The organism is Bergeyella anatis (assembly GCF_036016955.1).
Taxonomy (GTDB): domain Bacteria; phylum Bacteroidota; class Bacteroidia; order Flavobacteriales; family Weeksellaceae; genus JAYWXI01.
In genome coordinates, this window is the sequence record NZ_JAYWXI010000025.1 from 1 (window position 1) to 12,146 (window position 12,146).

Sequence of the window (12,146 nt, forward strand, 5' to 3'; positions counted from 1 at the left end):
AAAATCGATTTGTTGTACAAGTTTTTTAGAAAAATGAAATGATAAAAAGAAGGTTCCGAAATTCGGAGCCTTTTTGTTTTAACTGCGTTTGCGGCTAAAATTACACATAACGGTCCGGGTATTGCCGAAGGCGGGGCTTATTAGCACCTAACTTCAACTAAGATACCATACTTCAAAAGTAAACAAAATTTTCTAAAAAAACAATTAACCCCGCTTGCGGCAATACCTTGTTGTGCGTTCGTCTTTTTATTTTATTAATTTCAGTTTTCTAAATGCTTCTTTCGTTGAATTCAATCGAATAATTGGAAATTCGTCTATATTCGTTTCTGGTTTTTCTATATTTGTTGCGAAAAAATAAACAGATTTATTCGTTTCTAAATATCCAACTAACCAACCATTGTTTCCCTTATTCCTCATTCCCCAGCCTGATTTCCCGTTCAAAGTATAACTTTCGGTTTTCTCAATCTCCATTATGTCTTTCATTATACGTTCGGTTCTTTTAGAAATCGGTAATTTTGAAAAGTATAATCGTTCTAAAAAATCTATTTGTTGCATTTGAGTAATTTTAGATTCTCCTTCTAACCAAAATTGATCAATCGTCAAAGTATCGAAAACCATTCCTCTGTAATTTAATTTTTTCAAATATCTTTTCATCCTTTTCACACCAATTTTTCTGGCAATTTCTTGATAACAAGGAACACAAGAAACTTGAAATGCTTTTTTAAAAGTCAAATCTTCTTCCCAATTTTTAAATTTGCGTTTTTCACCATTCCATTTAAAAATTGTAGAGTCATTTTTGATTATTCCTGTTTCTAACGCAATAATTGAATTTGGTATTTTGAAAGTCGATGCAGGAATTATTCCAGTTTTTGTCCAAGAAAAATCATTTGAATAATAAGTTTTGTTTTTTACATCATAAATTAAAATTGCTCCTTTTACCTTTAAACTATCTAATATATTTCTAAATTCAGGTTTTACAATTTCATTTGATTTTAAACTTTTAGTTTGACAATATCCATTAAGATTTACTAATAAAATTAGATTCAGAAGTATAAATGTTTTTTTCATTTTAGTATGTTTTTTTCTATTTCCTCTGTCGCACAAAGATGACGCACAACGTTTTGCGGCTTGGCGTAGTGGCGGATTTTTAGCACAAAAGTTCAATCGAAGAACTGCATTTGAACCTACCACAAAACTGTCATACGAAGCACTGTACCCGCCATTACGCCAAACCGCTGTTAGTGGCTGGGCTTCTCATTTTCCTTCAATTTTTTTCATCAGTTCGTGAAATTTTCGCCAATGCCTTTTCAGTTGTCCACCAATTTTGTTGTCAATAATAGTTTTCTCAGCGAGTTTTGCATAGGTAATGAAATTGCCCCAATCATATTTATGAGATAAAATGAATAAGTCTGATTTGCTTGGGTGTCTTTGATAAATTCTTCTCCTTTCAGCTCCTACAAAAGTGAACTTCTTGTAAAGTCTTGTCTTAAAAACTTGACCTTTCGTGGCTGTCCTGTTGTGAAATGTATAAAACCGACTTCTTGCGAAAGTCCGTTTCATTTTGCGGTAATAGTTTGAGATACTAGAATTTTTTATGAGCGTATGGTATCCGTCAAATTGGAAACCTAAATATTCAAAAAGGGTGTTGTCTTGAAGGCTGTTAGTGTTTATGTTTTTTTCAAAACAATAATGTCTTTCTGTTTTCTTGTCATATTTGAAATGGTAGACCTGAGTTTTGCTTTTCTGTATTTCAAGCTTATAGTTTATGATAGAAGTCATAAAATGGTCTATAATTTCTTGTTCAAATTCTATCGGGCAAATGGCAACCATGTCGTCTGAATATCTTTGATAAACCCCACCGATACTTTTAAGCATATCGTGTGCTTGTTTGTCAAAGTCAAGCATATAGACATTTGCTAATGTCGCACTTATCGGAGAACCTTGAGGAATTCCTTTTACCCTTAATAAGTAGTCCTTATTATCTTTTACACGCTTATTTGATTTAATTAGACCTAAGTTTCTTATTTCTTCTATATTGTCTTTCGAACAATAAGCTACAGCTCTTTTGTTTCGCAAATAATTTTTCTTCTTTATTTTTATTGCCTTAAACGATTTCGGCTTTCTTTCAACAATTATTTGATTTTTGAAATTTTCAAAAAGGTCGTCTTCTTCAATGTACGAAAACTTAGTTATGTTACGAAAAACGTTGTAATGGTCTTCCGGTAAGTCTGCGCCTGATTTTATAATTCTTTTCCAATATTTTTTCAGTAACTTATGGTCAAGGTTGTCGAAAAAACTTTTTATGTCGAATGTAATTGCAACTAGGTCTTTCTCCTTATTGGATTTTATGAACTGAAAAATATCGTGTGCAAAATCAACGTTACATTTGTTCCTGCTCTTTTCCTTTTCTGGGTCTAGTTTTACTTTACGATAAGCTGTAATACTACTACTTATACCCAAATCCCTTATTTCATTTTCGTAGACAGTGGATAGTATCTCTGAATAAAAGCTAAACACATTTGAGTCGAGGTGATTAGAGAAATATATCTCACGTTCTTTTGTTGAAGGTTTTCTCAGTTTTGAACGAGTTCCGTCATGGCATATCTCTTTGCGAAATTTACGGACTTTCAACTGTCTATGAATAAATGGATAAAATGCGTGTTTTGAAATTGCAGTTTTATCTTTCAAGTAAGGCTCTATCCACGCTCTGTCCTTTGGCTCTAATTGTAATCCAACATGTGGATAGCGTTTTAGTCTGAACCAATCTTTTTGTTTTTTGCCTTTGTTGATAGTTGTTGCCATAAGAGAAATGAGGGGTAAGTGGTTAGACGGGGCAAGCCTTTACATCAATTTTCATTAACGGAATAGTACATGCATTACACAACACTCTATTGAATGTCGCCCCGATTTCCCTTTCGGGAAGAATTCTATTCGTAACTTTGTCCATAATAATAAATACTATGAAGTCAATCAGAACAGTACAGATAATTCTCAACATGCTTGAACTTTCTTGCGATTGTCCTTGCATAATTGGAATTCCTGCTCCATAAGCAACGTATGTCTTGCTTAGCTGTGGAAGATAAAACGTACTATTCAGCGAACCACTTACCTTTCTCATTTCATATCTTTAGTTTTTTAGTTTCATTTTTCTTGGTTGTCGGTCTCCTAGCCTTGCCACTAACGGAAAAAGTATTTGCGAAGGGCGGGCTAAATTGAACGAATAGTTCAATTCAGTCCAACCGTAACAAATGCTTTTTCAATGAAACTAAATTAGTAAAAAAAGTTGAATTGAAAAGCATATGCGGATAAATATTCCAAAATTTTCAACTATAACCTCACCCCGCCTTTTGCAAATACTATGTTAGCTGCAGGTCTTTTTATGGATATTGAATTTCATTAAAAGCATAAGTACCTAAAAATTTCCAACTTCCATTCTTTTGTCCATAAACCATATTTTCATTTTCATGAGATTTATATATAAGTCTCATTTTTATACTCTTATCAAATATATTATCTTCATGACTGAAATTAATTTTTAGTTCTACATCGCAAAGAGCTGGCGAAGTATGATTTACAGAGATAAGAGAGAAATTATTTAAAACTTTATTTTCTAAAATTTTTCTAATAACTCCTGCTTCTTTTTGAACATTTGTTGTATTAGAATAATAATCTATTTGATTTGCAATTGCACCGTAATTCTTTTTATTCCAATTTTCTAAAAATTTTACAACATCACGCTCAGGCGAAAACTCTTCATACTCAGATGAAATACCATTAATTGGAATATTATTTCCTATTTCAACAATTCTTGATTTCCACAAATCCATGTAATTGTTCATTTCCCTATGTTTCAATTGCTGTTTACGATAGTCCACAATTGAATTTTTCAAATCAGAAAGTGATTCTTTAATAGTTTTATCTTGCTTTTCTTTTGGGGGATTCTCTATGTTCTTTTTTTTTGCTTTTGCCCAATCATTAATTGCAAATAATGTTAGCCACGATTTAGCACACACATATTTGTTTGCATATGATATGTCTCTTCCATGAAGAATTCCATTTCTATAAGGTAAAAATATTTCTTCAGTAGATGTGCTTTTTCTAGTAGTATTTAAAATATCTCTCAGTTTAGTAAGACCCGAGCTGTGAGCTGCAATGGAATCCCATGCTGTCAAATCTGTTGATTCCGTAAAAAATCCTTTATTTTTATCGATATCATTTACTGTACCATCTATTACCATTAATATAAGAGGAATTGCAGAATAAAACTTCTCATCTAAAGTATCTTGATAAGCAAAATTAATTAGATTATTTCTCTTTCTAAATTCAGGTGTTCCATAAGTAGCTGATATCAACCACTTCATTTCTTCTGAGGTATAATATTTTGCTAATTTTTCCTCAGCTAACTGGATTTCACCTTTGTCAGCAAGTTCAATACACTCTAACGTTAGCGTATGATTCATTGACTCATGAGCAATCCAACCTAAATCACTAAAATGTTTATTAAACAAATCTGGGCTTTTAGATATTTCATCGAAATCATTTTGGATTTTATCAAAAGCTTCAAATTCGTTTAAAATGTCTTTAGCTTTTTTACTAAATGGGGCTACAAGCGATATTAGTTTCTTTACTTGTTTCGCTCCTTCAAGTTGCTTTCCAAAATCTTTAAATGATGGATTATCTTCAATCTTATCACTCATTTTTTAACTTGGGTTTGTATAGACTTGCAGCTAACGTTTCGGGGCTTTGCGTTCGGGCGGGTTTCGGAGCACAAAACTGTCAATAAGTGCTGAACTTGAATAGAAGCACAAAGCTCCAAGTTTGCACGTCAGCCCGCCTGACGCAAAACCCGTGTTAGTGGCTGCCATTTTCGTCTGCTTTAAAGTCCAGATTGCTTTTTCCAATATTGCAAACTGAACAAAGTGTCTGCAAGTTTTCGTAAACTGTTTCTCCTCCTTTGTCCCAAGCGAGTATGTGGTCAACGTGCAAAATTATTTCAGGGTCAGTCGCTGGATTTCGTCCGCAAGCAACACATTTAAAATTGTCCTTTCTCATTACAAGAAACCTTAGTCGCCAATTAATGTCTCTTTTTGTTTTGTGCTTAGGAGTAACTTCAGCTTTTGTCATTAAAGATTTTTCCGTTTCAATTTCTTCTGAATTAATAAACTCTACAAATCTTTCTAATGCCTGTCTCCAAGTTCCATATCGTTTTTCATAAGTTCCAGAACTGAATTTTGAAAGAGGCTTTGTCATTTCTTGATAACGGGGCTGTCGTCCAAGTCTTAGCCAAACAGTTTCTATGTTTTCAAAGAGTTCTTCATCTGGAATATTTAAGTTTCTTGTTTTTTCAAGTCCAGCTTTTTCAAGCGACTTAAACCAATTACCAAATCGTCTTGTCAACGTGGTGCTATGAAATTTTCCTCTTTCATTGTATTCGTCAATAGTCACTTTGTCCTTGCCGATTTCTTTGGCAACTCTTATCAAATCGTCAAGCAAGTCTTGGTCTGGAGTGTTACGATTATATGTGTCTAATTCAAATTTCATTTCTTGCAGAATGTCTGTCTTATGGTTGCCACTAACGTTTCTCAGCTATACGCAGGCAGGGATTTTAACCACTGAACTTCCTACGAAGAACTGAACTTCAAATTTACCACTTTCCTGTCTTACGAAGCACGAACCCCCTGCTTGCGTATAGGTGATGTTATGCGGTCGGCTTTCATTTTCTCTTCTTTCTCGTTAATTTGTCAAGCAAAGTTACTAAATTTGCAGTCAAGCAATTTCAATTTTTGAATTATGAATTGTGATTTGAATTCAAGTATTCACCTGTAAGAAGTTACTAATGACAAAAAAGAAATTGCCCGTTCGTTTTACGGGTCAGCACTTTACTATTGATAAAGTGCTAATAAAAGATGCAATAAGACAAGCAAATATAAGTAATCAGGATACGGTTTTAGATATTGGGGCAGGCAAGGGGTTCCTTACTGTCCATTTATTAAAAATCGCCAACAATGTTGTTGCTATTGAAAACGACACAGCTTTGGTTGAACATTTACGAAAATTATTTTCTGATGCCCGAAATGTTCAAGTTGTCGGTTGTGATTTTAGGAATTTTGCAGTTCCGAAATTTCCTTTCAAAGTGGTGTCAAATATTCCTTATGGCATTACTTCCGATATTTTCAAAATCCTGATGTTTGAGAGTCTTGAAAATTTTCTGGGAGGTTCCATTGTCCTTCAGTTAGAACCTACACAAAAGTTATTTTCGAGGAAGCTTTACAATCCATATACCGTTTTCTATCATACTTTTTTTGATTTGAAACTTGTCTATGAGGTAGGTCCTGAAAGTTTTTTGCCACCACCAACTGTCAAATCAGCACTTTTGAGAATTGAAAGAAAACAGATTTCATTAGATATTGGGCTTAAGGTTAAGTACTTAAATTTTGTTTCGTATATGTTACAAAAACCTGATTTAACAGTCAAAACAGCTATGAAGTCTATTTTTAGAAAAAAACAAGTTAGGTCAATTTCAGAAAAATTTGGAGTTGACCTTAATTCCAAAATTGTCTGTTTGTCTGCAAATCAATGGAAAAATTGTTTTTTAGAAATGCTGGAAGTTGTCCCTGAAAAATTTCATCCTTCGTAGTTCAAAGTCGGGTGGTTGTCAAGGTGATTTTTTTTGGTTTGGTGTCGTCTTTTAAGCTGCCGCATAACGGTTCTCGGCTTTGCGTAGTGGCGGACTTAGATGCACTTCACTGTCAGCCTACCAAAATGCTAATTAGATGCACAAAATTACAATTTTGCGCTGAACCCGCCATTACGCAAAACCGATGTTGTGCCTTCGTTGTTCTTTTTTGTCCGTTATATAGTCGGTCAATTCTGTTACTGTTGGGAAGCCATACTCTTTGCCAAGTTTTGGTTTGCGTATCGGCTCGTGCGACTTGGCAATGTGTATGGCTTGTGGGTTGGTTTTAATAATTAAATGTCAGTCCTACTCCAAAACCCATATCACTGTCGTAATGCGTTCTGAAACCTAAGTTTTTACTTGCGATATAATTCAGTCCAAGCATATATTCTCTGTCTGTATTTACCATAAATGCAGCTCTAAACCTTTTTGAAAGTGGAATGTCTTCACGTCTTAATTGTACTCTTACGTTTCCATCGTGATAGACTTCTGTTTGTAAAATTATAAGCATTGGCAGAGTATATGCAACCCCTAAACTAAACTGTGTCCGATTGTCTTTGGTATTAGTCTGCCCAAAAAGATTTTTTTCTGGTGTTTCGTGCTTTCTGTATCGCCAATCAAAGCCAATAAAGGGCATTAGCCATTGGTTTCTGCCTATGTATCGCCCTATGTGTGTTTCTGTTTCGTATCCGTGTTTGTCGCTATATCCCAAACGCCATTCAGTGCCAAAACTCCATCGGGTATTTTGCAACATTGTCATACCATCATTTCCATTTGTTGCAAAGTCGTTTTGAAACATAAAATGTAGTTCGTTGCTTTCTCTTTGTAGTTTTTTGTAAGCCCATTTTTTGTCAGGCAACAATGGATTGGGTGCTTGGTTTTCTGTACTAAAAACTCGGTTCATCCCTGCCATCATATGGTAGAGAATATGACAATGAAAAAACCAATCGCCTTCTAAATTGGCTTCAAACTCAATCACATTGGTTTCCATAGGCATTATGTCCAAAACATTTTTAAGCGGTGCATAATCGCCTTGCCCGTTTATAACCCTAAAATCGTGTCCGTGCAAGTGCATCGGGTGTCGCATCATCGAGTTGTTGTAGAGTGTTATTCTTACAATTTCTCCTTTTTTGATTAGAATTTTATCAGTTTCAGCAAGCACTCGGTTGTCCATACTCCACACATAGCGGTTCATATTGCCTGTTAATTCAAACCTTAATTCTCTGATAGGTGCATCTTTTGGCAAAGTGGTTTTGGTAGGTGATTTCAGCATTGCGTAGTTTAAGGTAACAATGTCATTACTGGGCATTGTATGATTGCTATGGTCTGAATGTTCGGATTTTTTGGGTTTATTTTCTCCTGTAATCTCAGGGTACATTACCGTATTCATATCCATTTGTTGCAATGACATATCCATACCCATATCGTTCATTGTGCCATCCATTTTCATCATATCGTTCATCATCTTCATACCTTCAAAGTATTTCAGTTTAGGCAATGGACTTGCCAACTGCTTAATACCTGAACCTATGTAAATAGATGCCGATTTAGTTCGGTCTTCGGGTGTTGCCAAAAATTCATAGGAAGTATTTTCTGCCGGAATGGTAACGATGACATCATAGGTTTCTGAAACTCCTATAATTAGTCTATCCACCACAACAGGCTCAACATCATTGCCATCATTGGCAACGACAGTCATTTTTCCACCTGCATACGTGAGCCAAAAATAGGAAGATGCACCACCGTTTGATATTCGCAACCTTACTTTGTCGCCTGCTTTGAATTGAGCGAGTTGGCTTTCAGATGTTCCGTTAATCAAGAATTTGTCATAATATACATCACTCACGTCCATTGCCAACATTCGTTTCCATTCGTTGGTCAATTTGGTTTTGAAATGTCCTGCTTTTTTGGCTTCTGCATAACTCTGCACAGCGTTTTTTTTAATGGCGAACCAATCATTAGCATTGTGCAACATTCGGTGTACATTATCAGGATTATAGTCTGTCCATTCGCTCAAAATAATAGGCACAGAAGGCAAATCATCAATGCCTTTTCTGAAAGTTGGGTCGTCTGCTCTTTTGAGCAAAACCATTGAGCCGTACATTCCGATTTGTTCTTGCAGTCCGCTGTGGCTGTGATACCAATGTGTACCGTTTTGAATAATTGGGAAACGATATACGTGGGTCGTATTCGGTTCAATGGGCATTTGGGTCAAGTAGGGCACACCATCTTCTTTATTGGGCAAATACAATCCGTGCCAATGCAACGATGTGCTTTCTCTGAGCCTATTATGAACATGAATTTCTGCCGTATCGCCTTCGGTAAAGGTGAGTGTTGGCATAGGAATTTGTCCGTTTACGGCTATTGCCCTTTTTTCTTTTCCTGTAAAATTAACAATAGTGTCTTTTACGTAAAGGTCATATCGCACCACTTTTTGGGCGAAAATGGTTGTAGTTGCCAATAGCATTAGAACTATCGGCAACAATTTTTTATAAATATTTTTTTGATTATCCATTTAATAAATTTCATTTTAAATTAGGTTTAAAAGCATCCAAGCACTCATTGCAATCATTAGTGCATCTTCAATAATAGTTACGGTACTCATTGGCAAATTGAACACTGCACCCAAACAAGCACATTGGATTTTCTTTTTGTTCAATACCGATTGCAATACGCCAATGATGCTGATGCTCATTACTATAAATGTTAAACTATTAGTAACAAGCGGATTAAAATTGATTAAAAAAGCAATACCCAAAGCCAATTCTGTGAAAGCATAGATATAAGCCCAAGCGGGTAAACGTTTGGCAACAACATCATACATTACATAACTTTCGGCAAAGCCTTTCAAATTAAGCATTTTGAAAAACGAAAACACCAAAAAGAACCCTGCCATAAAATGTCGCATCCACTGCATACCATCAAACCTATTGTTGGAAAATTGCACCAATAGCGTTACCAATGAGATGTAGAAAAATATCAACAAAATAGGCTTGTAGGTTTCAAGCCAACTTTTGGTTTGTTCAGCCAATTCGCTGTGATGTTGGGCAGAAATTTGATATTTTTCGGTCAAGGCTTTCTGCAACTTATCCAATGCAATGTGTTTATCCATTGTGATTGAGGCTGAATTTTCGTCTTTTGAAACATCAACATTTACCACATTTTCTACCATTAGCAACGATGATTTTACTTTTGATTCGCAACTTGAACAGGTCATTCCTGTTACTTGATATGTATGTACCATAATCTTACATTTTAAAAGTTAATAACTATGGTACAAAGTTCCGAAGCTATTTGTTCATTGTTGTTGTGGTATTTTGGGTTTGAGTTGTAACATTTATAAGTCTTCAATCTGCTTCCGTTTTTTGTCTTTCAATTGCTTGTAATGCGAAGGCGAAAAGCCTGTTACCTTTTTGAACTGATTGCTCAAATATGCCACACTGCTATAATTCATCTGAAAAGCAATTTCATTCAGTGTCAATTCATCATACAGAAGCAATTCTTTCACCTTTTCAATTTTTTGGTTAATAAAGTATTTCTCAATGGTCGTATCTTCTACTTCCGAGAACAAATTGCTAAGAGATGAATAATCTTGTGTTAACTGTTTTGACAAATAATCAGAAAGATTGGTGTTGAGTTGGGCATTTTGTTGATGCACCAATTCAATTATTAAAGTTTTAATTTTATCAATTAATCGGCTTTTCTTGTCATCAATCAGTTCAAAACCAAAACCTTTCAGGTGTTCTGCAATTTCACTTTTTTGCCTTTCTGAAATGGGTGTTACTTCTACTTCGCCTAAATCAACTGCGAGTAGTTGAAGTCCGAGTTTTTCCAACTCAGACTTCACTACCATTTTGCAGCGACTACACACCATATTTTTGATGTAGAGCTTCATTTATTCAATGGTTTCAACCGTTTTACCACAAGTGAGCATTTTAGAACCATAGTATGGGTTCTTCACTGCATTTTCCTTGCTCAACCAATTAGCACCTTTACCATTGTTTGCCATTGGGCAATGTTGGTAATATGTAGGTGTTTCTTGTTTGGAAACTTTCAAGAGTTGATACATATTGTCAGACAAGGTATTGAAATGGTCTCTTTGATGCCCAACATCTTTGGTTTCTTCAATGTGTTCGGTATCAAATATCAAGTCCTTCATTACTTTCATCCAAACAGTATGTTCTTCATTGGAAAGTTTGTTCATCTGCACGGCATTAAGAGCGTTGAGCAATTCTTTTGCTTTGGCAGAAGCCAAGTTTCCATCAGATTTTACCAAAGCATCTTTAAGTGCGAAATAGTTTTCAAAAACTGATTTGAGTTGATTTACTTCTTGCTTTGTTTCTGTTGACTTGTCAGTTGCCCCACCGTGATTGTGATTAGAATGGTTGTCTATCGTTTCTACTTTTACCGTTTCCGATTTTTTCACACGGTCGTATTGACAGCATTCAGGAAGTTTCGCATAGACATCATCAGGTGCAAGAAATTTTTCGCTATCATAACCCGCCAATGCAATGCGTTTCAAAACTTCATCTTGATTGGTCTTGCTTGGGTCGTAAGTAAGAGTAGCCATTTTGGTATCTTTGTTCCAATCTACCTGCGCTACTTTCTTAATGTTTCCTGCTTTTTCAATGGTCGTTTTACACATACCACAGTTACCGTAAATTTTTACGCTTTCGGTTTTAGCGTTTTTGATTTGAGCGTTACACGCTGTAAACGATAGCAATAGTGTTATTGCCATCAATATTTTTATTGATTTCATTTTTTTAAAATTAAATGTTGAATGAAAAATTGTGATTGAAAGCTAATAATTGCGTTCAATTGGACAGACCTTTGGCTGTCAAGGCAAGAAATCAGCCTATTTTTGGCGGTAGCCAAATAGAAATGAAACCTGATGAATAAAAGCTATCTTGGTAATAAAAATTTGGCTTGTTGGGGATTAACTTAATTCCTGAAAATTTGATTAAGAATGGAATAGTAAAATTTGTATGGTTTGAAGGACAATGACAGTTTGAGTTGCCACATTTTCCATCACAATCTTTTCCGTGCTTATTGCATTGTCCTTTTTCTGTGTCGCAACACTCTTTTTTTTCCGCTTCGGTGTCGGATTGTTTGGTGCAATTATTTTCTATGTTTTCAGATTTTGACCCACAAGCATAGATGTCTGTTGGTGTCAGTAAGAAACCAATCAGGGTTAATAATGCTATGTAAATAAATCTTATCATACTGTTTCAAAACGCAAATTTACAAATTTTTTCGGTCAAGCGTTGGCAAAAAACAGCTCTTTTGGTTTTTAGGGTTGGCTTGCGTATCGGCAAAAACCAAATGTGCTGTTTGTGCGGTCGGCTTTTTACAATGAGGCACAACGGTCGGGTATTGCTGAAGGCGGGGGTTTTTGGCACCCAAGCTCAATAGAAATACCAATGTTCAAATATACAAAAAAAGTTCAATAGAAGCACTTCAGCCCCGCTTT

General features: G+C 35.2%; 10 protein-coding genes. 1 reads left to right on the top strand and 9 read right to left on the bottom strand.

Annotated features, from left to right (window positions below; all coding sequences use genetic code 11):
- Positions 1–246 precede the first annotated feature (246 nt).
- The 4 genes from blaOXA to VQ048_RS11195 all read right to left on the bottom strand — a co-directional run bounded on the left by blaOXA (position 247) and on the right by VQ048_RS11195 (position 5,541).
- Positions 247–1,068: a class D beta-lactamase gene (gene blaOXA, locus VQ048_RS11180; RefSeq protein ID WP_014937122.1), complete on the bottom strand. Its 822-nt coding sequence runs from the start codon at positions 1,066–1,068 to the stop codon at positions 247–249.
- A 186-nt stretch (positions 1,069–1,254) separates the two neighbouring features.
- Positions 1,255–2,802: a reverse transcriptase domain-containing protein gene (locus VQ048_RS11185; protein WP_327611766.1), complete on the bottom strand. Its 1,548-nt coding sequence runs from the start codon at positions 2,800–2,802 to the stop codon at positions 1,255–1,257.
- Between the two features lie 575 nt (positions 2,803–3,377).
- Complete coding sequence (locus VQ048_RS11190) at positions 3,378–4,697, bottom strand: hypothetical protein (protein WP_327611767.1); 1,320 nt, start codon at positions 4,695–4,697, stop codon at positions 3,378–3,380.
- A gap of 154 nt (positions 4,698–4,851) precedes the next feature.
- Positions 4,852–5,541 carry a homing endonuclease associated repeat-containing protein gene (locus VQ048_RS11195; protein ID WP_327611768.1) on the bottom strand — a complete coding sequence of 230 codons (690 nt, stop codon included), beginning with the start codon at positions 5,539–5,541 and terminating at the stop codon, positions 4,852–4,854.
- Positions 5,542–5,836: 295 nt separating this feature from the next.
- On the opposite strand from VQ048_RS11195, the gene erm reads away from it, so the two are divergent.
- Positions 5,837–6,637 (top strand): 23S ribosomal RNA methyltransferase Erm, encoded by an 801-nt coding sequence (gene erm, locus VQ048_RS11200; RefSeq protein WP_264314721.1) that lies wholly within the window; start codon positions 5,837–5,839, stop codon positions 6,635–6,637.
- A gap of 325 nt (positions 6,638–6,962) precedes the next feature.
- Here erm and VQ048_RS11205 read toward each other — a convergent pair whose 3' ends face one another.
- From VQ048_RS11205 to VQ048_RS11225, 5 genes are all read right to left on the bottom strand, one after another.
- Positions 6,963–9,191, bottom strand: coding sequence for a multicopper oxidase family protein (locus tag VQ048_RS11205; protein WP_161531598.1), 2,229 nt, complete (start codon positions 9,189–9,191; stop codon positions 6,963–6,965).
- Positions 9,192–9,206: 15 nt separating this feature from the next.
- Positions 9,207–9,920 (bottom strand): heavy-metal-associated domain-containing protein, encoded by a 714-nt coding sequence (locus VQ048_RS11210; protein WP_081271772.1) that lies wholly within the window; start codon positions 9,918–9,920, stop codon positions 9,207–9,209.
- A gap of 93 nt (positions 9,921–10,013) precedes the next feature.
- Positions 10,014–10,571: a helix-turn-helix domain-containing protein gene (locus VQ048_RS11215; RefSeq protein ID WP_004917545.1), complete on the bottom strand. Its 558-nt coding sequence runs from the start codon at positions 10,569–10,571 to the stop codon at positions 10,014–10,016.
- The gene (locus tag VQ048_RS11220; protein ID WP_014614999.1) at positions 10,572–11,435 is read right to left on the bottom strand and encodes a DUF3347 domain-containing protein; all 864 of its coding nucleotides are present in this window, start codon (positions 11,433–11,435) and stop codon (positions 10,572–10,574) included.
- 91 nt (positions 11,436–11,526) lie between these two features.
- Positions 11,527–11,898 carry a hypothetical protein gene (locus tag VQ048_RS11225; protein WP_064964788.1) on the bottom strand — a complete coding sequence of 124 codons (372 nt, stop codon included), beginning with the start codon at positions 11,896–11,898 and terminating at the stop codon, positions 11,527–11,529.
- Positions 11,899–12,146 lie beyond the last annotated feature (248 nt).

Bases quoted from the DNA above. Each gene is read 5' to 3' on its own strand.
- VQ048_RS11205 (WP_161531598.1), bottom strand. From the start codon at position 9,191: ATGGATAATCAAAAAAATATTTATAAAAAATTGTTGCCGATAGTTCTA.
- VQ048_RS11210 (WP_081271772.1), bottom strand. From the start codon at position 9,920: ATGGTACATACATATCAAGTAACAGGAATGACCTGTTCAAGTTGCGAA.
- VQ048_RS11220 (WP_014614999.1), bottom strand. From the start codon at position 11,435: ATGAAATCAATAAAAATATTGATGGCAATAACACTATTGCTATCGTTT.
- blaOXA (WP_014937122.1), bottom strand. From the start codon at position 1,068: ATGAAAAAAACATTTATACTTCTGAATCTAATTTTATTAGTAAATCTT.
- VQ048_RS11225 (WP_064964788.1), bottom strand. From the start codon at position 11,898: ATGATAAGATTTATTTACATAGCATTATTAACCCTGATTGGTTTCTTA.
- VQ048_RS11190 (WP_327611767.1), bottom strand. From the start codon at position 4,697: ATGAGTGATAAGATTGAAGATAATCCATCATTTAAAGATTTTGGAAAG.
- VQ048_RS11195 (WP_327611768.1), bottom strand. From the start codon at position 5,541: ATGAAATTTGAATTAGACACATATAATCGTAACACTCCAGACCAAGAC.
- erm (WP_264314721.1), top strand. From the start codon at position 5,837: ATGACAAAAAAGAAATTGCCCGTTCGTTTTACGGGTCAGCACTTTACT.
- VQ048_RS11215 (WP_004917545.1), bottom strand. From the start codon at position 10,571: ATGAAGCTCTACATCAAAAATATGGTGTGTAGTCGCTGCAAAATGGTA.
- VQ048_RS11185 (WP_327611766.1), bottom strand. From the start codon at position 2,802: ATGGCAACAACTATCAACAAAGGCAAAAAACAAAAAGATTGGTTCAGA.